Consider the following 23,493-nt stretch of genomic DNA (forward strand, 5'->3'; position numbering starts at 1 on the left):
CCAGCAGGCGTAAGGCCGCCACCTGCTGCTGCTGTTGCGCCGCGGCGCCGGCCAGTCGCTTGTCCATCGCTAGAATCAGCGCGGCGCGCCGGGTTTCCAGCATCTCATTCAGACCTCGCAAGCGTTGGCGCGGGTCTTGCCGCAAACGTCGCGCCTGGAGAACCTGCAGTCGTCCGCCCCATACGGCCTGCTGACGCTGCATGGCCTGCCGCAAGGCCCCACGCGCCAGACGCAAACGGCGCTCAGCATCCCGCACCCGCTCGCCGGGATGACGCAGGCGCAGCCGCAAATAGTCGAGACGCTGGGTCGCGTCCCGCAGCGTGCGCTGCATGGACTGTTCCAGCTGTCGCCGATGTGCCTGCACCTGCGGCAACCACTCGGCACGGTCGGGGCTAACCGCTTCCGCCGCCGCCGTGGGGGTCGCCGCGCGCAGATCACCCGCGAAATCGGCAATGGTGAAATCAATTTCATGACCAATGCCCGTCACCACCGGCACCGGGCAGGCACGAATCGCGCGCGCGACGCTTTCTTCATTAAAACACCACAGATCCTCCGCGCTGCCGCCGCCACGCGCCAGGATCACCACATCCTCCTGCTGCCGACTGGCGATGCGGGCCAGCGCGCTACAAATCTGTGCCGCTGCCTGATCGCCTTGCACCAGCACCGGATAGACCATTACCGCGAGCATCGGCCAGCGCCGCGCCAGCGTCACCCGGATGTCATGCAGCGCCGCGCCGCTCGCTGAAGTGACCACGGCGACCCGCTGCGGCCAGCGGGGGAGGGGCCGTTTCAGCTCCGGCGCAAAAAGCCCTTCGGCCGCGAGCTTATCCTTGAGGGCGGCAAAACGCGCCTGTAAATCGCCCTCACCGGCATCCAGCAATTGCTCGACAACCAATTGAAAATCACCCCGTCCTTCATACAGGGTGGGCTGCGCCAGTATCTGCACCTGCATGCCGTTGCGGGGCTGAATCCGGGTATAGGTATTGCGCTGGCGGAACATGGCGCAGCGCACCTGCGCCCGCGCATCCTTCAGCGAAAAATACCAGTGTCCCGATCCGGGGCTACTGAAATTGGACAGCTCACCTTCCACCCTTAACAGCGGAAAATTCCCTTCAATGATCTCGCGGGCGGCAGCGTTCAGTGCGCTGACGGTGAGTATTGGGATCTGCGAATCACTAACGGTCATGTCATTCTCTCGTGGCTGACGGGATGAAGATCGGGGCTCTTGACCCTGTCACCCTCCGCGTTTTAAGGTCGGTATAATACATTTTGTGGTCATTCGGGATGGTCCCGCATGTCTGGCGCATTGCCGCGCAAACACTCACATTAAAGAGAATCCTCATGGCCGTAGTAGAACTCACGCAAGACAATTTTGAAGCCGTCGTCATCGGCAATGACATGGTGTTGGTGGATTTCTGGGCGCCCTGGTGTGCACCTTGCCGCGCTTTTGCCCCCATTTTTGAAGCCGCCGCTGAGAAGTATCCGGATGTGGTCTTTGCCAAGGTGAATACGGACGCCGAGCAGGAACTCGCCGCTTCTTTCCAGATCCGTTCTATCCCGACGCTGACCATCTTCCGCCAGCAGATTGGCATCTTCTCTCAGGCAGGCTCACTCCCGGCCAGCGCGCTGGAAGAAGTGATTCAACAGGCTCAGGCACTGGATATGGACAAAGTCCGCGAAGAAATCGCCGCCCAGCCGGATACAACGCACTGACCGCCACATCGGTGTCTGGTCAGGCACCGACGCTTTATGATCATCACCGATGGGGTTAACGCCCGGCCGACACATGCCGCACCCCCAGAAAATGCATGTTCAGCGGAATTTCTATTTTACGGGTTTGTTCCGCGAGCTGCTTTGAGAACGGCATATACGGGAAGGAGAGCCGGATAATCCGTTCCGCTGCCGCATCCAGGGCTTTGTTCCCCGACGACTGCTCCATGATGATGCGCTTGAGGTCTCCCTGCGGATTCAGTACCACCTTGACCTTAAGCTGCCCGACCATGTCTCCCGGGTAATTGAGATCGCCGATCCGCTCCAGTTTCTGTATCCATCCGGCGATATAAAAATCCGCCACCGGTCCCTTTGGGTTCTCAAACTTCGGTAACGGCGGGCTGGCCGTTGCGGCGCGGGCCACCTGATCCATTTGTTGCTCCAGCCTGCCGATGCTGATACGAGGCAAAGGCTGGGGCTGGGCACTGGGAGACGCCGGTGTCATCTCTGGAGTTGCGCGCTGCGTCAGAGGATGCGTTCGCGCCGGGACCCGACGGGGTTGCGGCACCGATCGCAGTCTCGGCTGCGGACGTGCGGCGGGCACGACCCGATGTGGCACTACTACCGGCCTACTGGGCGGCACGACCCGGGGCCTGGCGGGACTGGGCGCCTGGGGTCGAATGGGTCTCGGCATGATGCGGAAGGTCTTGTGGACCGTGGTTTGATTCGGTAACGCCTGCATTTTCGGCTTCTGGATATGTACAAAGAAAAAAATACCCGCCGCCATAAGTAGGGCGGAGAGCAGTAACCAGGGCAGCAGACTCTCGCTCCAGTGGGGCTTTTCCTCCGGAACCAGAAAATAAAACTTGTGTTCAGCGATAGCCAATCGTCCTAACCTCGCGGCCACGCCGCCCCACGCAATTCAACCCACCCCCGCTCCGCGGGCGCTGGGCTTAAGCTTGAATCATCGACAGCCCTGAGTAAAGACGGCGCACCATACTCAGGCCGCGGGCCTTCGCGAACGGGGGATGTGGGGCAGAAATCCGGCCAGCACACCGAGCAAAGGCAGGAAAGCGCATATCCGATACACCACCTGGATACTCCAGACGTCTGCCAGCTCCCCGAGCAATGCAGCACCTACGCCACCCAGACCAAAAGCCAGCCCGAAAAACAAACCAGAGATGGTCCCGACCTTGCCGGGCACCAATTCTTGCGCGTACACAACAATGGCGGGGAAGGCTGAGGCCAGCAAAAAGCCAATGATCACCGTCAAAATAGCGCTTAGCGTCAGACCCACATAGGGCAAGGCGAGGGTGAAGGGCGCGATCCCCAGCAAAGAAACCCAAATCACCTTCTTGCGGCCAATCCGGTCCCCAATCGGCCCACCCATCAATGTCCCTGCTGCCACCGCCGCGAGGAAAATGAAAAGGTGCATCTGCGCTTCCTGGGTTACGATATGAAAGCGCTGTATCAGGTAGAAAATCAGGTAGCTGCTGATGCTGGTCAGATACAGAAACTTGGAAAACATCAGCACGACCAGAATGATAATGCTGCGTCGCACGAGTTTGGGAGGCAGCGTGGGCGCCACGATCTTTGCCGCCGGCCTTTTGGACTGACGGTGCTGATGCTGATACCAGCGCCCCACAAAAGAAAGAATCACGATGGCCAGTAACGCCGCCAGTGAAAACCACGACAGGCTGTGTTGACCGTTAGGCATGATAAAAAAGGCAGCCAGCAATGGACCCACCGCCGAGCCCACATTACCACCCACCTGAAAAATGGACTGCGCCAGCCCATGGCGCCCGCCAGAGGCCATCCGCGCCACCCGCGAGGACTCTGGATGGAACACTGATGAACCCAGGCCCACCAACGCTGCTGCCAATAAGAGCGTTGCATAATTCGGAGCCACGGATAGCAACAATAGCCCGCCAAAGGTAAATAGCATGCCGAAGGGCAATGAGTAAGGCATGGGGTGGCGATCGGTAAAACGCCCTATCAATGGCTGAATGATGGATGCGGTCAACTGATAGGCCAGGGTAATCAACCCGATCTGCGCAAAACTCAAGTCAAAATTACTTTTGAACAACGGATACACCGCCAGCATCAACGACTGAATGCTGTCATTGAGAAAATGCGACACGCTGATAGCGCCGAGCACCTCGAAGCGGGTGACATCGGCGGCTGCGCTCGGAGCACTCCCGACCTTTTGCAGAAACATGGCTGAAGCCTTTAAGATATGGGCGGCACGAAGTTTAGGGTCTGGCGAACGTACCGTCCAGTCTGAATCTTCGTTATCCCTTGCCCCGAGGACTGGGCCTAGTGTTTAATTGGCGAACATGGAAAAACGCATGAACGATAAATCGTCCCCCGTGGAAGCCCCCGCAGACTTCGCAAGCACCTTGGACGCCTTGGAAGAAACCGTTCGCCGCCTGGAAGAGGGGCAGCTGGGTCTGGAAGACTCTGTCGCCCTTTTTCAGCGCGGCATGGAACTGTCCAAGCGTGCCGAGGCGCAGTTGCAAAATGCCCGGCAGACCGTGGAAATATTACTCGGAGAGGACGCGGTCTCCACTCCGCTTACTCAGGAAGAAGACGTATGACCTTGGATGCCGCTGTGAACAATGAAACTTTTGCGCAGTTCCGGACGCGCTCGGTACAGCGCACAGAAAGCGTTCTGGGGACACTGCTGCCTGCGGCGCACATACTGCCCGCGCGTCTGCATGACGCCATGCGTTACAGTACGCTGGGTGGCGGCAAGCGCATCCGTCCCTTGCTGGTGTACGCGACGGGAGGCTGCCTGGGTGTGCCACGGGAGCATCTGGACCGTCCCGCGGCGGCACTGGAGATGATTCATGCCTATTCGCTCGTGCATGACGATCTCCCGGCCATGGATAATGATGACTTGCGCCGGGGTCAGCCTACCTGCCATCGCGCTTATGACGAAGCCACCGCCATTCTCGTGGGCGATGCCTTGCAGACGCAGGCCTTCCTGGCGCTGGCTGAGCCGGGTTGGGGCGTGGCCGCCGAATGGCAGGTGCAGATGCTGGCGACCCTCGCGCAGGCCTCTGGCTCGCGGGGTATGGTAGGTGGGCAGGCCATTGACCTGGCCGCCGTGGGGCATGAATTGGCCTTGCCCGCACTGGAGCAAATGCACCTGCATAAGACAGGCATGCTCATTCGCTGCGCCATACAGTTGGCGCTCTGCGCCGCGGGCATTGGCGAGAAAGAATCCACAGGTGTGGCGCTGCTGCGTTATGCCGATCGTGTCGGTCTGGCTTTTCAGGTACAAGACGATATCCTTGACGAGATTGGCGATTTGCAACAGACCGGAAAAGCGCGGCAAGGCGCGGATCGCAGCCGTAACAAGCCCAGTTTTGTTACCTTGCTCGGGCTTGTCGAGGCGCAAAGCTATGCCCGACGCCTGCTCGACGAGGCTTTGGAGGCCTTGCAGCCCTGGCAAACAGAAGCTGATCACCTCCGCGCCCTGGCGCGCCTCATTGTAGAGCGGAATAAATGAGCGATTTGTTGAAGGGTATTCCCATGCCCGCCGAACTGCGGCAGATGTCACGCAGCGAACAGAAAGGCGTGGCCAAAGCGGTGCGCCAGTTTCTCCTGGAGACGGTCAGCCAGACAGGTGGGCACCTCTCTTCCTGTCTGGGGGCGGTGGAACTGACCGTGGCGCTGCACGCCGTATTCAATACTCCAGATGATCGCTTGATCTGGGATGTCGGCCATCAGGCTTATCCCCACAAAATTCTTACGGGCCGTGGTCCGCTTTTTCCCCAGTTACGCATCAAAGACGGTCTCTCCGGTTTCCTCAAGCGCGATGAGAGCCCCTATGACAGCTTTGGCGCCGGTCACTCCAGCACTTCTATCAGTGCCGGATTGGGCATGGCGGTGGCGGCCAAGCTGGGGCATAAATCGCGGGAGGTGGTGGCGATCATTGGCGATGGTGCCATGACGGCAGGTCTCGCCTATGAGGCGCTGAATAACGGCGGCGTTTTGGATGCCGACCTGCTGGTCATCCTCAATGACAACGAGATGTCCATCTCACCCAATGTGGGCGCGGTATCCCAATATCTGACGCGGATTCTCTCGGGTCGCCTCTATAACACCATGCGCGAAGGGGCGGGGCAGGCCTTGAGTTTCGTACCGCCCTTGCGTGAACTGGCGAGGAAGGCGGAAGAGGGCGTTAAGGGGCTGGTGACGCCGGGGACATTGTTCGAGGAAATGGGATTTCATTATTTCGGTCCTATTGATGGACACGATCTGGATGCGTTGATCCCGACGCTTGAAAACCTAAAAAAAATCAGGGGGCCACGCCTGCTCCATATCATCACCAAAAAAGGTAAGGGCTACGGTCCCGCTGAGCAGGATCCCTGCGGTTATCACGGAGTGACCCCGTTTAACCGGACGAATGGCAAAATGGCCAAGAAACCCGCCGGGGCGCCGAGCTACACCCAAGTGTTCGGCGATTGGATCTGCGACAAGGGTGCGGCAGAAAAGCATCTGGTCGCTATCACGCCGGCCATGCGCGAGGGCTCCGGGCTAGTGCGCTTTGAACAACTGTTTCCCGAGCGTTATTTTGATGTGGGTATTGCTGAGCAACATGCAGTGACTTTTGCCGCAGGTCTGTCCTGTGACGGCATTCACCCGGTAGTCGCCATCTACTCCACTTTCTTGCAGCGGGCCTATGACCAGCTCCTGCACGATGTCGCCATCCAGAATCTGCCGGTGCTTTTTGCTATTGACCGCGCGGGATTGGTCGGTGCTGACGGGGCTACTCATCAAGGTACTTTTGACATCGCCTATGCGCGCTGCGTTCCTAACGTGGTCATTATGGCTCCCAAAGATGAGCAGGAGATGCGCGATATGCTCAACACGGGCTTTGCTTATCAGGGGCCGGCACTGGTGCGTTATCCGCGCGGTAACGGCCTGGGCTTGGCGCTGGACAAGGATTTGTCACGGCAGATCCCCATCGGCAAGGCGGAGGTCCTGCGGGAAGGTAAGGATCTCGCGATTCTTGCCTTTGGTACGCGGGCTGCGCCAGCCATGGCGGCAGGTGAGACCCTCGACGCTACCGTCGTCAATATGCGTTTCGTCAAGCCGCTGGACACGGAATTACTGACCAGTCTGGCGCAAAGCCATCGGGCATTCTTGACTGTGGAGGAAGGCTCACGCATGGGGGGCGCCGGTAGCGCCGTCGCGGAGTTCCTGCTCAACGAGGGCATCGTGCGGCCCATGCGCTTGCTCGGTTTACCCGACATCTTTATCGAACAGGGCGATGTCGGTCAGTGGCTTGCAGACTTTGGCCTGGATGCCGCAGGAATCGAAAAGTCCGGCAAAGAATTACTGGCATTGCTTGCCCCGTCACCGGCTCGGGCGTAGTATTCGACTAATTCGGTCCACTATTCCCAAGCGAGGGTCCGGTGAGAGATTGCGCGGTAGAAGTCTTAGAAGACGTACAGGGTCGCGCTGACCCACGGGCTATTGCCATCCAGCAGGTGGGTATCCGCGCCGTGCGCCATCCCATGCAGGTTCAGGATCGTGACGGAGCGATGCAGCCCAGCATCGCCCAGTGTAATATGTACGTGAGTCTGCCCGCACACCTGAAGGGCACGCACATGTCACGCTTCATCGAGATCCTCAATACACATGAGGGTCCCTTCAGTGTGGAGGGCTTCGGCGCCGTGGTCGAAGAGATGCGGCAGCGCCTGGAAGCGGATTCAGCGCGGCTGGAGATGCGCTTTCCGTTCTTTGTTCAGAAGGCCGCACCCGTATCCGGCGTCAAGAGCATGCTGGATTATGAGGTAGAACTGGCGGGAGAGATTACCCCGGCAGGTTATCACCTGACCATAGGTGTCATGGTGCCCGTAACCAGCCTATGCCCCTGCTCCAAAAGCATTTCGGAATATGGCGCCCACAACCAGCGTGCCCATGTCTGGGTCCATGTGCGCGCCCGCGAAACGGTCTGGATTAAGGATATCATTGATCTGATCGAAGCGGAGGCATCCTGTCAACTTTACGGCCTGCTGAAGCGCCCCGACGAAAAATATGTCACGGAATACGCTTACGACCATCCCAAGTTTGTGGAAGATCTGGTACGGGACGTCGCGCTGCGACTGCAGGAAGACCCGCGCGTGCAGTGGTTTTCGGTTTCTTCCGAAAACTTCGAGTCGATTCACAATCATTCGGCTTATGCCATGATTGAAATGGAAAAATAACTTATGGCGGGAAGCAGCATCGGCGATTGTTTCCGGGTCAGCACCTTTGGCGAAAGTCATGGCCCAGCCATCGGCTGCATTGTCGATGGCTGCCCGCCGGGCATGCCGCTCAACGAAGTCGATATCCAGATTGAGCTGGATCGCCGCCGCCCCGGTCAGTCACGCCATACCACCCAGCGTCAGGAAGCGGATCAGGTCGAAATTCTCTCCGGTGTCTTTGAGGGTCTGACCACCGGTACACCCATCGGACTGCTGATTCGCAACACGGACCAACGCTCACAGGATTACAGCAAAATCAAGGACCTGTTTCGTCCTGGTCACGCCGATTATACTTACGTGCAAAAGTACGGCCGGCGCGACTATAGGGGGGGCGGCCGCTCCTCGGCGCGGGAAACAGCGACACGGGTCGCTGCCGGGGCTATCGCCCGTAAGTTTTTGCGCGTGCGTCTTGGTGTGAACATACAGGCGTGGATGGCGCAGATGGGTCCCATTCATGCCGAGGATTTTGATGCAGCGGAAGTCTCCCGCAATGACTTCTTCTGTCCTGATGCCCAGGCTGCGATCCGTATGGCCGACTTTCTCGATGTCCTGCGCAAAGAAGGGGACTCCATCGGCGCGCGGGTGGATGCGCTGGTAACCGGCATGCCGGTTGGGCTCGGTGAACCGGTCTTTGATCGTCTGGAGGCAGATATTGCCAAGGCGATGATGAGTATCAATGCAGTTAAGGCGGTCGCCATAGGCGATGGTTTTGCAGTAGTAGAGCAGCGCGGCAGCTATCATGGGGACGCGATAACCCCCACGGGTTTTCAGAGCAATCATGCCGGCGGTGTTTTGGGCGGCATTTCCTCCGGGCAGGATCTCACGCTGTCCGTGGCCATCAAACCGACCTCCAGTATTCGTATCCCGCGGCAAAGCATAGATGTGCATGGTCAGCCCGCTGAAGTGGTCACCACCGGCCGCCATGACCCCTGTGTCGGTATCCGCGCGGTCCCCATCGTCGAGGCCATGCTGGCGCTGGTGATCATGGACCACTGGATGCGTCACCGCGCCCAGAACGCCGACGTGCAGGCACCCCTGCCTCCCATCCCCGCCTAAGTTATGCAGGCAGACCGGGAAGGGGGCTGGCTCGCCACCTTCTATTTCCTGTACTTTTGCGCGCTGGGTGCGTTCATGCCCTACTGGGGTCCGTGGCTGCATGCCCAGGGCCAGAGTCCTCTGGCCATCGGCATCCTCACCGCGGCTGTGCAGTTCAGCAAGGTGCTGGCGCCCAATCTTTGGGGCTGGCTGGCACATTTTTGGGGGAGTCGGCGGATCGTCCCCTGGGCGGCGCTGATTACGGCGGTGGGCTTCCTTGCCCTGTCGCTGGCCCACGGTCACTTTCTGTCCCTATTGCTCATCACTTTGACTTTTTCCTTCTTCTGGGCGGCGACGCTGCCCCTGGTGGACGCTACCACCATGGACTGGGCACAACGCCGTGGCACTGCCTATGGGCGTATTCGACTCTGGGGCTCCCTCGGGTTTATCGCCCTGTCACTGGGCATGGGTGGGCTGATCGCCCGCTGGGGGATGACCGCGTTTTTGCCTGGCATCGCCATTTTTCTGATGGGCGCATGGTGGGCCAGTCGCTATTTGCCCTATGGCACGCTGCCAGCCACCGGTACACCACGCCCCCGTCTCAGCGGCACACTCCGCCATGTGAGCCTCTGGTTTTTCCTGCTGGCGGGCTTGCTGGAGCAGGCCAGTCATGGCGCCTATTACGCGTTTTATTCTATCTATGCGGAACAGCACGGTCTGGGGAGTGCCGCTGTCGGGATGCTGTGGGGATTTGCAGTGCTCTGCGAAGTCGCGTTTTTCTGGTGGGGCGATCGTTTTATCCGGCGCTGGGGTGTGCCACTGGTATTCACCGGCGCGTTTATTCTGACCGCCCTGCGCTGGGGTGTTATCGCCTGGTGGCCGGGACTGATATGGATCATTCTGGTGCAGACCTTGCATGCGGCCAGCTATGGCGCCTTTCATCTAGCGGCCGTACATTGGTTAGCGGACCGCTTTCCCGGCGCTCTGCGCGGGCGCGGCATGGCCCTGTATGCCAGTATCGTTTATGGTTTGGGGGGAGGTCTGGGCGCGCTCGGAGCCGGCTGGACCTGGGCGCAGTGGGGCGGGCAGGGCACCTTCGCCGCAGCAGCACTGCTGGCGCTTTTGGGTGCGGTTTTCCTGATCTGGGCACTACAGCCCGCACCGGCTCTTGAAAAAGGGGCCGGATAATCCCATTTCTTGGGCAATACCAATCTATAGGAGTCACTCCGTGCGCACCGACAAACTGACCACCAAATTTCAACAGGCTTTCCAGGATGCCCAGAGTCTCGCACTGGCCCAGGATCATCAGCAGATGGAGCCCGTCCACTTGCTTGTTGCTTTTCTTGATCAGGAAGGCGGTATCGCCCGGCCACTCCTGTCAAAAGCCGGCGTACGGGTCGATGCCCTACGCAATCAGTTGAACCGCGCGCTGGAGTCCATGCCGAAAGTACAAGGGCATCCGGGCGAGGTGCAGGTGGGCCGCGATCTTACCAACATGCTCAATCTGGCCGACAAGATAGGCCAGAAGCGCGGCGACACGTATATCTCCACCGAACACTTCCTGCTGGCCTTGATGGACGACAAGGGCGAGGCTGGGCGCCTCCTGAAAGAGGCGGGTGCCACCACCAAGGATCTGGAACAGGCCGTCCACGATCTGCACGGCGGGGAAAAAATCAATGATGCCAATGCCGAAGAGCAACGTCAGGCGCTGGAGAAATACACCATCGACTACACCGAGCGGGCCAGTCAGGGCAAGCTGGACCCGGTGATTGGCCGTGACGACGAAATCCGCCGGACCATTCAGGTATTGCTGCGGCGCAGCAAAAATAATCCGGTCTTAATCGGCGAGCCGGGGGTGGGCAAGACGGCTATCGTCGAAGGACTGGCTCTGCGCTTGATTAATGGCGAAGTGCCGGAATCACTGAGGGACAAACGCTTGCTCGGTCTGGATTTGGGAGCGCTGATTGCGGGTGCCAAGTTTCGCGGTGAGTTCGAGGAACGTCTGAAGTCTTTATTGAATGACTTGGAGAAGAGTGAGGGTAAAATCATTCTTTTTATTGATGAAATTCATACACTGGTGGGGGCTGGCAAGGCCGAGGGCTCCATGGACGCAGGCAACATGCTCAAGCCGGCGCTGGCACGCGGCGAGTTACATTGCATCGGTGCTACCACACTGGATGAATATCGTAAATACATTGAAAAGGATGCGGCGCTGGAACGGCGTTTCCAGCGGGTACTGGTGGATGAACCCAGTGTAGAAGACACCATCGCCATTTTGCGTGGCCTGAAAGAGCGCTATGAAGCCCATCATGGGGTGCGCATTACCGATCCCGCATTGGTTGCCGCAGCACAGCTTTCACATCGCTATATCACCGACCGTAATCTGCCTGACAAAGCCATAGATCTGATGGACGAGGCGGCCTCCCGCATCAAGATGGAAATCGACTCCAAACCTCAGGAACTGGATGAACTGGAGCGCCGCATCATTCAATTGAACATTGAGCGCGTGGCACTGGAGAAGGAGAAGGATGAAGCCAGCCGTAAGCGTCTGGATATCCTGCAGACCCAAATCAACGAGTCAGATCGCAAATATCAGGAGCTGGAAGAGGTTTGGAAAGGCGAAAAGCTGGCCATCGAAGGTACCTCACAGATTCAGAAAGAACTGGACCGAAAGCGCGTTGAACTGGACACAGCGCGTCGTGCCAACGACTTGGAGCGTATGGCGGAACTGCAATACAGCGCCATTCCGGCATTGGAGACACAGCTCCATGCTGCGGAAATCCGCGCACAATCAGCCGGTTCAGGCGCTAAACCCACCTTGTTGCGCACCGAGGTGGGTGAGGAGGAAATCGCCGAAGTGGTCGCCCGCTGGACCGGCATTCCTGTCTCCAAAATGTTGGAAGGCGAAAAAGAAAAACTCCTCAAGATGGAGGAGCGTCTGCAGGCGCGGGTTGTGGGCCAGAGCGAGGCCGTCGCCGCGGTATCCAACGCCATTCGCCGCTCCCGGGCAGGGCTGTCTGATCCCAAGCGCCCCAACGGCTCCTTTCTCTTCCTCGGCCCCACGGGCGTCGGAAAAACGGAGTTGACCAAGGCCCTAGCCGAGTTCCTCTTCGACAGTGAAGACCACCTGGTGCGCATCGACATGAGCGAATTCATGGAGAAGCATTCGGTGGCACGGCTCATCGGCGCGCCTCCGGGATACGTAGGTTATGAAGAAGGCGGCTATCTCACTGAAGCGGTGCGGCGCAAACCCTATTCGGTCGTATTGCTGGACGAGGTGGAGAAGGCCCACCCGGAAGTCTTCAATATCCTTCTGCAGGTATTGGATGATGGTCGGCTCACCGATGGCCAGGGGCGCACGGTAGATTTCCGCAATACCGTCATCGTCATGACTTCCAACCTTGGCTCCGACCGAATTCAGGAATTCAGTCGCAAAGGGGACTACGACGGTATGCGCGTGGCGGTACTGGACGTGGTGCAGGATCACTTCCGCCCGGAATTTCTCAACCGCATTGATGAGTTGGTCATCTTCCATCCCCTCACCGCAGTGCAGCTCCGTGAGATTACCGGGATTCAGATGGGTTTCCTGCGGGCACGCCTGCGGGAGCGGGATATGGATCTGGTGCTCAGTGACGGCGCACTGGATCGTCTGGCAGAGGTCGGCTATGACCCCGTCTATGGCGCCCGCCCCCTGAAAAGGGTGATTCAGCGGGAGATTGAAAACCCCCTCGCCCAGAAACTCCTGCGGGGCGACTTCGGACCCGGCGAGATTATTGAAGTACTTCTTGAAGGAGACCGCTTTACCTTTGTCGGGCGGCGCCTGCACTGAGTGTACGCCGCGAAATAGCGGCGGTCCGACCGGCGATCTCAGTGTAGAACTGTGACAAGTTCTGCGCCATCCGGTCTTCCGACCATTCTGCGGCCAGTTGGCGAGCCTCCGCTGCCAGTCGCGCCCGCAGGCCGTAATCTCGCAGCAGGGCAACGCACTGGCTGGCAAGGTCCATAGGGTCATTGCGGGCGCTACGGGTGCCTTTACCCAGGCCGAGCAGGTCTGCACTGCCCAGCGCGGGCACCCCCACCACCGGCAATCCCGCCGCCAGCGCCTCAATCAGAACCATCCCCTGGGTTTCCGTCTGGGATGGAAACACGAATAAATCAGCGGCCGCATATGCGTCTTTCAATGCCTCTTTTCGCTCTAGATAACCGAGGAAGCGTACCGAATTGCTTAAACCTTGTTCTTCTACAAGGGCCTCCAACATAGGTCGCGCTGGGCCGTCGCCGGCCAGCATCAGCAACACATCCGGCATCTGTTCCAGGATATACGGCAACGCATTGAATAACAGCGGAATATTTTTTTCCGGTGCAATCCGACCCGCATATAGCAGGATGGGGCGTTGCCCGGTAATGCCGTACTGCTTGCGGAACTCTGCGCCTTTACCTTCCGCAAAATGCTCGAGCTTCACTCCCGTCGGAATGACCCGCACGGGCTGATTGACCCCGTAGCCCCAGAGAATTTCCGCCATAGCCTGCGAAGGTACGACAACCCCATCCACTCCGTGGCATTGCCGCCGCGATAAACGTCGTACTGAGCCACGGCGCAGGCCGCCGGGAATTTTTGGATAATAATGATCGACATAGGCTTCAAAGTAGGTGTGGTAGGAGAGCACGACAGGTATGCGCAAGTGGCGCGCCAGGCGCACCCCGTGATAATGAGCGATAAAAGGGGTCTGAATATGGACCAAATCGTAAGCAGCATTACTCATATCCCGGCGCCGGGAGCGCAACGCACGAAACTTCATAAAGCGCTCTTCGGGATACAGGGGAATCCGCCAGGAAGGTATACGCCATAAGGCCCGTTCATCGTCATCTGGCGCATATCTTTTGCGACCGTCATAGGCGGGAAGCAAGATATCTATTTCGTGCCCCTGACGGACCAGACCGGCACGAAAGCTTTCAATAGAACTGGCCACCCCGCTGATCCGGGGGAAATAGGTATCCGTGGTCATCAGTATGCGCAAGGCAGGACTCCGCTAAGGCAAAAAAGCGTTCCCGGCGTAAGGCCTGGAACCTTTTTAGTCTGCCAGAGCAAGATGACATTTTGATGACGCTGCCGCACACACGGTGCGGGGAGTGCTTATCTCTTTACGGTACCCAGATTCTGCAGGGTCCCCTCATCTTCCAGCGTACTCGTGTCTTGGATAACCTCTTCACCACGGGCAATGGAGCGCAGCAGGCGGCGCATGATCTTACCGGAACGGGTTTTGGGCAGGGCGTCGGTGAAACGAATGTCGTCGGGACGGGCGATCGCACCGATCAGTTCGGTTACCTGCGCGCGCAGCGCCGCACCCAGTTCATCACGATCATCGCCCTGATGTTGATGTTTCAGTATAACAAAAGCACAAATGGCCTCGCCCTTGATTTCATGAGGAATCCCTACCACAGCTGCTTCCGCGACCGCAGGATGCGCCACCAATGCCGATTCCACCTCCGCCGTGCCCAAGCGATGCCCGGAGACATTGAGCACGTCATCAATACGTCCCATCACCCAGAAATAACCGTCCGCGTCGCGGCGCGCGCTGTCTCCGGCAATGTAGTAGCGATTATCAAACTTGGCCCAGTAACTCTCTAGATAGCGCTCCGGATTACCCCAGACGCCCCGCAGCATACCCGGCCACGGCCGATCAATGACCAGGTAGCCACCGGCATCGGGGGCGGTGATGGGGTCGCCCTGGTCATTCACAATGCGCGCGCTGATGCCGGGGAGGGGGAGGGCGCAAGAGCCTGGCTTGTTGGCTGTCACGCCAGGCAACGGCGCGATCATGTGCCCTCCGGTTTCCGTCTGCCACCAGGTATCGGCTACCGGGCAGTGCCCGCCGCCAATCTGTTCGTAATACCACATCCAGGCCTCCGGATTCATGGGTTCGCCCACCGAACCCAAGAGCCGCAGGCTGGAAAGATCATGGCGCTGCGGCCATTCGTCGCCCATTTTCATGAAGGCGCGCACCGCCGTCGGTGCGGTGTAGAGAATGCTGATGCCATGCCGTGCGATCATTCTCCAGAATCGGTCCGGCTGCGGGTGCATGGGTGCCCCTTCATAGAGGAAGACGGTGGCCCCATTAGCCAGCGGACCGTAGACCACATAGCTATGGCCGGTGATCCAGCCGATGTCGGCGGTACACCAGTAGACATCCTCAGGCTTGATGTCGAAAACCCAGCGCGTGGTGAGCATGGTCCAGAGCAAATAGCCCGCACTGCTATGAAAAACCCCCTTGGGTTTACCGGTGCTGCCCGAGGTATAGAGGATGAAGAGGGGGTCCTCAGCCTGCATGGGGAGGGCCGGGCAATCGGCGCTCATGCCGGCGATGACATCTTCCCACCAGACGTCACGGCCTTCCTGCATATTGATTTCGGCGCCGGTACGACGCAGGACAATAACCCGCCGCACGGAGTGTTCATGCTCCCGCAGCAGAGCCTGATCCGCATGGCGTTTGAGTGACACGACCTTGCCCGCACGCCAGGCGCCGTCGGCGGTGATCAGCACCTTGGCGTCCGTATCCTCCAGACGGTCCTTGAGGGCTTCCGCCGAGAATCCGCCAAACACCACCGTATGGATCGCCCCGATCCGCGCACAGGCGAGCATGGCGATGACCGCCTCCGGCACCATGGGCATGTAGATCGCCACCCGATCCCCCTTTTGCACCCCCTGATGTTTGAGAGCATTGGCAAAAAGGCACATTTCGCGGTGTAACTGCGCGTAGGTCAGGGTTTGGACGCTGCCATCCTCGCCCTCCCAGATCAGGGCTGCTTTGTGCCGGGTCGCTCCTTGCAGATGGCGATCCACGCAGTTGTGCGCCACATTGAGCTGACCATCGCTGAACCAGCGATAGAAGGGGGCACGATCGGTCTCCAGCACCTGTTGAAACGGCACCTCCCAGTTCAGATGCTGGCGCGCCAAATCCCCCCAAAAGCGATCTGGATCCTCTATCGCTTGCCGATTCATGCGTGCAAAGGTTTCTGCATCCATATTGGCCTGATTGGCAAAATCGGTGGGGACGGCAAAGGAGCGAGTTTCGGCTAGAATAGAGTCAATGGATGTCGGCATAAATTACTCGGTGAAGGTGTTAATACCGCTGAACGGGCAGCTTTTAAACATAGCACTGCGTAAACTCTGATGCTACTCAATGCGGCCAAGCGGCTCACGCTGTTGCCGCTTCCTGGATCGTATTGCCTTCCAGCACATAGAGCTCGGCTTTGGTGAGCGCCGCGGGCGTCCCGAACAACACCAGCACATCCCCAGGCATGAGTACCGTATCGGGGGAGGGTTCGCGCCCGCGAATCCCATGGCGGCGCACAGCCACGACTGCCACCCCGAAACTGGTCAGGTTCAGTTCGCGCAGACTGAGATGGAGGCCAAAAGCCGTTTCGCCCAAGGCGATAGACGCTAGTCGCGCCGAACCCTGATCTTCGCCCGGCTCCGAACTCCCCCAAAAGGCCCCCCGAAAAAACTGATAGCGCTCCTGCCGGAAGCGCCGTACCCGACGTAGCACCGTACTGATCGGGAAACCAATCAACAACAGGGCCTGCGAGGCCAGCATCAGTGCACCTTCGGTCACTTCCGGCACGACTTCATCCGCCCCTGCGGCCTCCAGCTTCTCCAACTGACTGTCGTCGTGGGCGCGGACGACCACCGGCAAGTCCGGGCGCAACTCCTTGATAATAGAGAGGACCCGCTGGCTGGACGCGACATTCGCATAGGTGATCACTACGGCCCGAGCCGAAAAAATCCCTGCTGCCTGCAACACATCGCGGCGACTGGCATCCCCATAAAAGATGGATTCACCCGCGGACTGCGCCTGACGTACGCGTACCGGGTCCAGATCAAGGGCCACAAAGGGAATGCCTTCTTCCTCCAAGACCCGCCCTACACTTTGTCCCACCCGGCCGTAGCCACAGAGCACGACATGGGCCTGCAAATTTGCCGAGCGGATATCGGCCAGTTGCTGATCGCGATGGCCGCGATAGCTGCCCACCAGTTGGCGCGCCAGCCAGCCATTGCGCTCCACCAGGATGGGCGCCAGCATCATAGACAGGAGCATGCCGCCCAGGACCGGTTGCAGCACGCGGGCAGGCAACAGTTGGTATTGATTGGCTAAAGCCAGCAGCACAAAGCCAAACTCCCCTGCCTGCGACAGCACAATGGCTGAGCGCAATGCCACGCCCGGCTCGTAGCCGAAAAGACGGGCCAGCCCCCAGACCAGCGCACCCTTCAGCAGCAGAATCATGGCCAGCACGATTAAAACCCAGGCCAGATTCGCCCACCACGCCGGGAGATCCACGAGCATACCGATGGTGACGAAAAAGAGTCCCAGCAAAATGTCGCGGAAAGGCGCGATGTCCGCTTCCACCTGATAACGGTAGGCCGTCTCGGAAATCAGCATCCCCGCCACAAAGGCCCCCAAGGCCAGCGACAATCCCGCCTGTTCGGTGATCCATGCCAAACCCAAGGTTACCAGTAACACGTTGAGCATAAACAGCTCTGTGGACTTACGGTTGGCCACGAACTGAAACCAGGGCCGCATCACCGGCCGCCCGATCACCAGCAAGACCAACAGCACCAGCACCGCCTTGAGTCCGGCCATAGCCAAATCATGGGGCAGATTAGTGGTCGAACCGGCAAGGGCAGGGATCAGAATCAGTAGCGGCACTACGGCCAGGTCCTGAAAAAGCAGCACGCTCACCGCAATACGCCCATGCCGGGTCTGCATTTCCATTTTTTCGGCCAGTGCGCGCACGACCATGGCTGTGGACGACATGGCCAGAATCCCGCCAAGGATCACCCCTGTCTTCCAGGAAAGCGGGATGAGCAAAGCGATACCGACGAAGAGCAGACTGGTCAGGACCACCTGCGCCAGTCCCATCCCGAACACCAGACGACGCATACTTAGAAACTGCGCCAGACTGAATTCCAGCCCGATGCTAAACATCAGAAAAACCACGCCGAAAGCGGCGAGTTGTCGGGTACTGGCAAGATCTGGCACTACAGCCAGGGCATGTGGACCGAGAATGATGCCGGTCAGCAGATAAGCAAACACCGCCGGCAAACGCAGGTAGCGCAGAAAGCCAACCAGCAGCACCCCGGTAGCCAGGAGCAGGATAATCGTCAACAGACCGTGGTCTTGCATGTTCCTCCTCGGACATGGCAGCGCCCTCTTAGGGGCGCCATTTATTTTTTGCAGCAGGAATAGAGGTAGGTCTGAGCCCAGATAAAAGAGCAGGGCGATGGCGTCTTATGGGAAGACGCCTGCTTTCTGTTATCATAGCGGGAAAAGGAGGATCACGCATGTACATCGTCACTGGCGGTGCCGGTTTTATCGGCGCCAATCTTGTGCAAGCCCTCAATCAGCGGGGCATTACGGACATTCTCGTCGTGGACCACCTAACCCGCGCCGACAAGTTTCTCAATCTCACCGATCTGGAAATTACCGACTACATGGAGGCAGAGGCTTTTCTCCGCCTGATAGAGAATGGACACCTGAAGGGTGTCGACGCCATTTTCCACGAAGGAGCCTGCTCCGACACCATGGCCACCGACGGCCGTTACGTCATGGAAAACAACTTCGCCTTCAGCAAAGCGCTGCTACATTGGTGTCAGCGTCATAATGTCCCCTTCCTCTACGCCTCCAGTGCCTCCGTCTATGGTATGACTGGCGCCTTCGTCGAGGAGCGTGCGGCGGAATCTCCGCTCAATATCTACGGGTTCAGCAAATTTCAGTTCGACCAGTATCTCAGACGGATGTGGGCAGATTTGCGCGCCCCGGTGCATGGCTTTCGTTATTTCAATGTCTACGGCCCACGCGAGTTCCACAAAAATCGCATGGCCTCAGTGGCGCTGCATTTTTTCAAACAATACCGACTGGATAATCATGTTCACTTGTTTGCGGGGACGGGCGGCTATGCCGATGGCGAGCAGCGGCGTGATTTCATTCACGTGGACGATGTGGTGGCCGTCAATATGCACTTTTTGGATCACCCGCACAGCGGAATCTACAATGTGGGCACCGGGCAGGCGCAGAGTTTCAACGAAGTGGCAGTCGCCGTCATCAATAGTCTGGAACGCCGCGCAGACCGCCCAGCACAAAACCTGCCTGTACTACAGAAAGCGCAGACTATTCGCTACATCAGCATGCCCGAGGCCCTGAATGGCAAATATCAGAGCTTTACCCAGGCAGAAGTGAGCAAGCTGCGTAGTGCGGGATATGCCAAACCCTTCCTGACAGTGGAGCAGGGGGTGGATCGCTACGTGCAATGGCTGGCGGAGCGGCCGGATTGATGGACGGGCGGGTACTCGTTACCGGTGCTGCGGGTTTCATCGGTTTTCATATGGCCCGTCGCTTACTGGCAGACGGCTGGATCGTCAGCGGCATAGATAATCTCAATGACTACTATGATCCCGGCCTGAAAAGGGATCGCCTGGCGCAACTGGAGGGGCATCCCGCTTTTCAGTTTCAGCCTCTGGATCTGACCAATCGGGAGGGTATGCAGACGCTCTTTGCGGGTCCACACTTTGACGTCGTCATCAATCTGGCTGCCCAGGCGGGGGTGCGGCATTCTCTGAAAGCGCCGCACAGCTATGTGGACAGCAATGTTGTCGGCTTTCTGAACGTGCTGGAGGGCTGCCGTGCGCAAGGGGTGAACCACCTGCTCTTCGCTTCCTCTAGTTCCGTATACGGTGCCAATAGTCGCCTGCCTTACAGTGTTCATGATCCGGTAGATCATCCGGTCAGCCTCTACGCGGCTACCAAGCGGGCGGGCGAACTTATGGCGCACAGCTACGCCCATCTTTATGGCATCCCCAGTACGGGATTGCGGTTTTTTACGGTCTATGGGCCTTGGGGGCGTCCCGATATGGCCTACTTCAGTTTCACGCAGAAGATTCTGGCCGGACAGCCCATCCCCGTATTCAACCACGGCCAAATGCGGCGCGACTTCACCTATATCAATGACATCATCGAAGGGGTGACGCGGCTCATTCCGCATGCACCGGAAGCGCAAAATATCTGGCCGGAAGATCCGGCAAGCAGTGCGGCACCATTCTGCATTCACAACATTGGCAACCACACGCCCATTGCACTCACGGACTTCATCCATACTCTGGAGGGATGCCTCGGCAAATCCGCGCAGATTGAATGGCTCCCCATGCAGGATGGCGACGTAGTAGCCACCTACGCCGACATTTCTGTGTTACAGCAGAGCGTTGGCTTTGCTCCTGACACCCCCTTACGCGAGGGTCTGCAACACTTTGTAGCCTGGTATCGTCAGTATTACGGCTGACAGCCTGACATTTTTTAAACGGGGGTAACGCCATGAATATACGTACGCACCACCCCCTTCATCTGCATAGCCGAACAGAATTTCTGTGGCGGCAATTACGCTACACCGGGGCTGGATTAGCTTTCATGCTGTTTTCTCTCGGCATGGGCGTACTCGGCTATCATCTGCTGGCTCGTATCAACTGGATCGATAGTCTGCTCAATGCGAGCATGATTCTGAGCGGTATGGGTCCGGTTTCAAACTTACATGGCACTACCGCCAAACTTTTTGCCAGTGCCTACGCCCTGTACTCAGGAGTGGTCTATCTGGCAGTATCCGCAGTACTTTTGTACCCGCCGGTTGAGCGACTTCTGAAGATTTTGCACCTTCAGGCACTCAATACGCCCTCTCCCGTACCGGGAAACCGCCACCCGGACCTCTCAGAAGACTGAGTCACCGCCGGGTAGTGGTATAAAACGTTTTTCAACAACACTACCTTACTCAGTGCGCCGTCTTGCCTGGGTACACAGAAGAGGCGGCGGAGGCGGCGATGTCAGCGGCCTTTTCCTCAATCCAGCTACGACCGGAGCGGAAGCTCATCCAGCACTTCCCCTCGTAATCATATAGCTTGCATTCCTTGAAGATACGTCGAACCTCAAAAAAACCGAAGCGGGTTTCATGAATGTACTGGCCATATTCCGCGCGCAAATCTTCGTAGGCCCCCTTCAGACGGTAGAAGGGAATCCGCGGGTCTACGTGGTGCGGTGTGTGGATCAAAATATTGTGGATCAGGTACTCGCTGATTTTGGAGCAACGTACAATAGTGCTGCAATAAAGCTGGCCAACACTCTGGCTCCACTCCTCTTTCTCTGAGAAGAAGGGCACTTTCGGATGCGTGTGATGGAGAAAGACAAACAAAGCAATGTAATAATTGAACACCAGGAAAGGCAGAATCACCGCCGCAATGACGCCCATCAGGCCTGCAATCCAGTACACCAGCGCGGAAAAGCTGAGGAAAAACACCAACGTTACCATTTTGCTATAGAAAAATGCCCGCCGATCCTTGCTTTTCGCATCTGCTTTGAAACGCACCATGCCTGGCCACCAGATCCGCAACAGATAGTGCAGCGCACAACTGTAAGGGCTGCGTTCCAGGCGATAGATCATTTTCTGCCAAACCGTCTTGCTTCGATATTCCTCGGGTGTCCAGGGGCGCCATACCCAGTCGATGGTAGTCAGGCTGGTAAAGCCGTGATGGACGCGGTTGTGCCCGAAGGCCCAAAGTCGGTACATGTTCAGCGAGGGCAGCATGAAGATTGTGCCCATGATTTCGGCAGTGCGCTTGCTCTGGAAGAGGGCGCCGTGCGCCGCATCGTGCGCCCAGACAAACATAGAGGCGACTGCCGATCCCGCAAGGAGCCCGAACAACAGTTTGAGCCACCATGCCTCGACGAGCAGAGTACCGGCGATAGCTGACAGATAGAGGAGTGCATCGAATGCATACCACGCGACAGCAATACCGGTTGAGCGCTGATAGCGCTCGGGCCGGATCGCGTCACGGATGGTTTGAAGTTTGACGGGGCGCAATGCCTCGTAGTCAGCGTCAGAAGAGGTAAGTGGCATGGCAATGTGTTTCCTGGCAAATCCATTTCGTGGTTACAGCATACTCGCATATCTTATTATATAATGAAAGATGGGGCAAACGTAGGGCCAGCACCTCGTAGACCCACTAACGATTGGGTTCGCCACCCTGATCTCGTTGCTGCGCTGTGTCACGCTTAGTCTGCGCGCGTTTGCTTCTGCCACAACCAAACCAGCGGTATTTGGCGCAGCAGAAATTAGTGCTACCATGTTGGAGTCATTTGCGCTATATGTTTAGCTGCTGACGCTGTCATCCCATGAAGTCTACGTTAAGGAGAATTGAAAACATGTTGGATATTGCCAAGATTAAGCCTGTTGCCCGTATCGTCCTTGTTGCCGGTGCTATCGCGCTTGCCTCGGCCTGCGCCAAGAAGGAAGAAACCACCGCTCCTGCTGAAAGCAGTGCCACCACCACCACCGAATCTGCTGCCCCGGCAACCACCACCACCGAATCTGCTGCCCCAGCGACAAACGGCACGGGCAGCAGCGCTATGGCGCCGATGGAATCCGCTGCGCCTGCCACCAGCAGCGATGCTTCTGCGAGCTAATTCACTGCCCGGGTAGAGTTCAGAGTTGGGACATGAGGAGGCGTATCACGATGAATTTTAATGATATCAGCCCAGTCATGCGTCTTCTGGTGCTTGTCGGCGTAGTTACTCTCGCTGCGGCTTGCGCCAGGAAAGACGAGTCCACTACCGCGCCGATTGATAGCTCCGCTACCAATCCGGCGGCGGGCAGCGGCCAGAATTCTGGATCTACCCAAGGTGGTGAGAACACTGGGGGCAGCGCCTCGCCGGCGGGCTTTGACGCGCAGGGACGAGGCGAGCGTTTTATTAAGGTAGTGACCGCCGCGGGGAGCCTGGATCAGATGGTCAAAGCGAGGTCGCTGGCGGAAGCCAAGGGCTGTTTTGCCTGTCATCAAATCGGTACCAAAGTCCTCGGTCCTGCTTTTGCCTGGGTCGCCTACAAGTACAAAAGCGATCCCAAGGCGATAGCAACGTTAAGCCACGCTATTGAGCATGGCGTGTCCGGCGTGTGGGGTTCTATGCCCATGCCAGCGCAGAATGTGACCTCGGCGGAAGCCAAAGAGTTGGCTTCATGGGTGTTGGCACAAAAGCCTATCGCACCCCCAAAAACTGCCTAACGGGCTTCTTTAGCCGTCTAGACCCCCGCCTTGCGGGGGTTTTTTATACCCGGATGAGTCTTGCGAAAAAAGTTTAAAACATTCAGCTGGATTTCCAGCACCTATTATGCGGAAGGGCTGCCTTATTCGCTGGTGCAACAGGTATCCGTCCAGTTTTTTACCTATGCAGGCGCCAGCTTGCAGGTCATCGGATTGCTCTCCTTTTTCGGTCTGCCTTGGAATTTAAAACTGTTCTGGAGCCCATTGATCGATCTTTTTGCGGATAAGAAGCGTTGGCTTGTAGTAATGGAAATCGTCCTGGGTGGTGTGGCCGCTTTACTGATCTGGCCAGCACAACATCTGAATCTGGACCTCGCCACTAAAATCTTTGTGTTATTGGCCTTCATGGCGGCT

The 23,493-nt window shown here is 58.0% G+C and carries 20 protein-coding genes and 1 pseudogene; 14 read left to right on the plus strand and 7 right to left on the minus strand.

Translation table 11 applies throughout. The annotated features are described in order from the left end of the window. Positions 1–1,186: exodeoxyribonuclease VII large subunit (gene xseA / locus Q0C48_RS10835; protein WP_291524258.1), on the minus strand; the 1,186-nt coding region annotated here is incomplete at its 3' end. A gap of 155 nt (positions 1,187–1,341) precedes the next feature. Here xseA and trxA point away from each other — a divergent pair. Continuing rightward, complete coding sequence (trxA, locus tag Q0C48_RS10840) at positions 1,342–1,713, plus strand: thioredoxin (RefSeq protein WP_291524260.1); 372 nt, start codon at positions 1,342–1,344, stop codon at positions 1,711–1,713. A 55-nt stretch (positions 1,714–1,768) separates the two neighbouring features. On the opposite strand, the gene Q0C48_RS10845 is transcribed toward trxA, so the two are convergent. Both Q0C48_RS10845 and Q0C48_RS10850 read right to left on the minus strand, forming a co-directional pair. Further along, complete coding sequence (locus Q0C48_RS10845) at positions 1,769–2,596, minus strand: energy transducer TonB (RefSeq protein ID WP_291524262.1); 828 nt, start codon at positions 2,594–2,596, stop codon at positions 1,769–1,771. A 114-nt stretch (positions 2,597–2,710) separates the two neighbouring features. Further along, positions 2,711–3,928, minus strand: a complete 1,218-nt coding sequence (locus Q0C48_RS10850; RefSeq protein ID WP_291524264.1) for an MFS transporter — start codon at positions 3,926–3,928, stop codon at positions 2,711–2,713. Between the two features lie 130 nt (positions 3,929–4,058). Between Q0C48_RS10850 and xseB the strand changes: the two genes are divergently transcribed. Genes xseB through clpB form a run of 7 tightly spaced genes read left to right on the plus strand, consistent with a single transcriptional unit; the run spans position 4,059 to position 12,834 of the window. Further along, positions 4,059–4,307: an exodeoxyribonuclease VII small subunit gene (gene xseB, locus Q0C48_RS10855; RefSeq protein ID WP_291508475.1), complete on the plus strand. Its 249-nt coding sequence runs from the start codon at positions 4,059–4,061 to the stop codon at positions 4,305–4,307. Next, positions 4,304–5,224 carry a farnesyl diphosphate synthase gene (locus tag Q0C48_RS10860; protein WP_291524266.1) on the plus strand — a complete coding sequence of 307 codons (921 nt, stop codon included), beginning with the start codon at positions 4,304–4,306 and terminating at the stop codon, positions 5,222–5,224. The genes xseB and Q0C48_RS10860 overlap by 4 nt, the downstream gene beginning before the upstream one ends. Beyond that, the gene (gene dxs, locus Q0C48_RS10865) at positions 5,221–7,095 is read left to right on the plus strand and encodes a 1-deoxy-D-xylulose-5-phosphate synthase (RefSeq protein ID WP_291524269.1); all 1,875 of its coding nucleotides are present in this window, start codon (positions 5,221–5,223) and stop codon (positions 7,093–7,095) included. The genes Q0C48_RS10860 and dxs overlap by 4 nt, the downstream gene beginning before the upstream one ends. 41 nt (positions 7,096–7,136) lie before the next feature. Then, on the plus strand, positions 7,137–7,931 hold the full coding sequence (gene folE2, locus Q0C48_RS10870) for a GTP cyclohydrolase FolE2 (protein WP_291524271.1): 795 nt from the start codon (positions 7,137–7,139) through the stop codon (positions 7,929–7,931). A 3-nt stretch (positions 7,932–7,934) separates the two neighbouring features. Then, entirely contained in the window at positions 7,935–9,026 is a 1,092-nt protein-coding gene (gene aroC, locus Q0C48_RS10875) for a chorismate synthase (protein WP_291524272.1), read from the plus strand. 3 nt (positions 9,027–9,029) lie between these two features. Continuing rightward, positions 9,030–10,193: an MFS transporter gene (locus tag Q0C48_RS10880; RefSeq protein WP_291524274.1), complete on the plus strand. Its 1,164-nt coding sequence runs from the start codon at positions 9,030–9,032 to the stop codon at positions 10,191–10,193. A gap of 40 nt (positions 10,194–10,233) precedes the next feature. Continuing rightward, positions 10,234–12,834, plus strand: a complete 2,601-nt coding sequence (gene clpB, locus Q0C48_RS10885; protein WP_291524275.1) for an ATP-dependent chaperone ClpB — start codon at positions 10,234–10,236, stop codon at positions 12,832–12,834. Here the strand turns inward: clpB and Q0C48_RS10890 are convergent. The 3 genes from Q0C48_RS10890 to Q0C48_RS10900 form a co-directional block, all read right to left on the minus strand. Next, the gene (locus Q0C48_RS10890) at positions 12,806–14,023 is read right to left on the minus strand and encodes a glycosyltransferase (protein ID WP_291524276.1); all 1,218 of its coding nucleotides are present in this window, start codon (positions 14,021–14,023) and stop codon (positions 12,806–12,808) included. The two genes, clpB and Q0C48_RS10890, sit on opposite strands and share 29 nt — an antisense overlap. 116 nt (positions 14,024–14,139) lie before the next feature. Continuing rightward, positions 14,140–16,107, minus strand: a complete 1,968-nt coding sequence (acs, locus tag Q0C48_RS10895; RefSeq protein ID WP_291524277.1) for an acetate--CoA ligase — start codon at positions 16,105–16,107, stop codon at positions 14,140–14,142. Positions 16,108–16,201: 94 nt separating this feature from the next. Continuing rightward, positions 16,202–18,187 carry a monovalent cation:proton antiporter family protein gene (locus Q0C48_RS10900; protein WP_291524278.1) on the minus strand — a complete coding sequence of 662 codons (1,986 nt, stop codon included), beginning with the start codon at positions 18,185–18,187 and terminating at the stop codon, positions 16,202–16,204. A 158-nt stretch (positions 18,188–18,345) separates the two neighbouring features. On the opposite strand from Q0C48_RS10900, the gene rfaD reads away from it, so the two are divergent. The 3 genes from rfaD to Q0C48_RS10915 are packed head-to-tail and all read left to right on the plus strand — an operon-like array spanning position 18,346 to position 20,767. Beyond that, on the plus strand, positions 18,346–19,335 hold the full coding sequence (gene rfaD, locus Q0C48_RS10905) for an ADP-glyceromanno-heptose 6-epimerase (RefSeq protein ID WP_291524279.1): 990 nt from the start codon (positions 18,346–18,348) through the stop codon (positions 19,333–19,335). Beyond that, entirely contained in the window at positions 19,335–20,336 is a 1,002-nt protein-coding gene (locus Q0C48_RS10910) for an NAD-dependent epimerase (RefSeq protein WP_291524284.1), read from the plus strand. Before rfaD ends, Q0C48_RS10910 begins: the two co-directional genes overlap by 1 nt. Positions 20,337–20,368: 32 nt before the next feature. Then, entirely contained in the window at positions 20,369–20,767 is a 399-nt protein-coding gene (locus Q0C48_RS10915; protein WP_291524280.1) for a hypothetical protein, read from the plus strand. A 49-nt stretch (positions 20,768–20,816) separates the two neighbouring features. Here Q0C48_RS10915 and Q0C48_RS10920 read toward each other — a convergent pair whose 3' ends face one another. Then, positions 20,817–21,938, minus strand: a complete 1,122-nt coding sequence (locus Q0C48_RS10920; RefSeq protein WP_291524281.1) for a fatty acid desaturase — start codon at positions 21,936–21,938, stop codon at positions 20,817–20,819. A gap of 305 nt (positions 21,939–22,243) precedes the next feature. Between Q0C48_RS10920 and Q0C48_RS10925 the strand changes: the two genes are divergently transcribed. From Q0C48_RS10925 to Q0C48_RS10935, 3 genes and pseudogenes are all read left to right on the plus strand, one after another. Beyond that, positions 22,244–22,504: a hypothetical protein gene (locus tag Q0C48_RS10925; RefSeq protein WP_291524282.1), complete on the plus strand. Its 261-nt coding sequence runs from the start codon at positions 22,244–22,246 to the stop codon at positions 22,502–22,504. Positions 22,505–22,554: 50 nt separating this feature from the next. Next, entirely contained in the window at positions 22,555–23,100 is a 546-nt protein-coding gene (locus Q0C48_RS10930; RefSeq protein ID WP_291524283.1) for a c-type cytochrome, read from the plus strand. A 132-nt stretch (positions 23,101–23,232) separates the two neighbouring features. Next, a pseudogene (locus Q0C48_RS10935) lies at positions 23,233–23,493 on the plus strand (MFS transporter); the annotation flags it as partial.

This window comes from Acidithiobacillus sp., from assembly GCF_023255755.1.
Taxonomy (GTDB): Bacteria; Pseudomonadota; Gammaproteobacteria; order Acidithiobacillales; family Acidithiobacillaceae; genus Acidithiobacillus.

Coding starts and splice junctions, on each gene's coding strand:
- trxA (WP_291524260.1), top strand. CDS start 1,342: ATGGCCGTAGTAGAACTCACGCAAGACAATTTTGAAGCCGTCGTCATC.
- Q0C48_RS10850 (WP_291524264.1), bottom strand. CDS start 3,928: ATGTTTCTGCAAAAGGTCGGGAGTGCTCCGAGCGCAGCCGCCGATGTC.
- xseB (WP_291508475.1), top strand. CDS start 4,059: ATGAACGATAAATCGTCCCCCGTGGAAGCCCCCGCAGACTTCGCAAGC.
- Q0C48_RS10860 (WP_291524266.1), top strand. CDS start 4,304: ATGACCTTGGATGCCGCTGTGAACAATGAAACTTTTGCGCAGTTCCGG.
- dxs (WP_291524269.1), top strand. CDS start 5,221: ATGAGCGATTTGTTGAAGGGTATTCCCATGCCCGCCGAACTGCGGCAG.
- aroC (WP_291524272.1), top strand. CDS start 7,935: ATGGCGGGAAGCAGCATCGGCGATTGTTTCCGGGTCAGCACCTTTGGC.
- Q0C48_RS10880 (WP_291524274.1), top strand. CDS start 9,030: ATGCAGGCAGACCGGGAAGGGGGCTGGCTCGCCACCTTCTATTTCCTG.
- acs (WP_291524277.1), bottom strand. CDS start 16,107: ATGCCGACATCCATTGACTCTATTCTAGCCGAAACTCGCTCCTTTGCC.
- Q0C48_RS10900 (WP_291524278.1), bottom strand. CDS start 18,187: ATGCAAGACCACGGTCTGTTGACGATTATCCTGCTCCTGGCTACCGGG.
- rfaD (WP_291524279.1), top strand. CDS start 18,346: ATGTACATCGTCACTGGCGGTGCCGGTTTTATCGGCGCCAATCTTGTG.
- Q0C48_RS10910 (WP_291524284.1), top strand. CDS start 19,335: ATGGACGGGCGGGTACTCGTTACCGGTGCTGCGGGTTTCATCGGTTTT.
- Q0C48_RS10915 (WP_291524280.1), top strand. CDS start 20,369: ATGAATATACGTACGCACCACCCCCTTCATCTGCATAGCCGAACAGAA.
- Q0C48_RS10920 (WP_291524281.1), bottom strand. CDS start 21,938: ATGCCACTTACCTCTTCTGACGCTGACTACGAGGCATTGCGCCCCGTC.
- Q0C48_RS10925 (WP_291524282.1), top strand. CDS start 22,244: ATGTTGGATATTGCCAAGATTAAGCCTGTTGCCCGTATCGTCCTTGTT.
- Q0C48_RS10930 (WP_291524283.1), top strand. CDS start 22,555: ATGAATTTTAATGATATCAGCCCAGTCATGCGTCTTCTGGTGCTTGTC.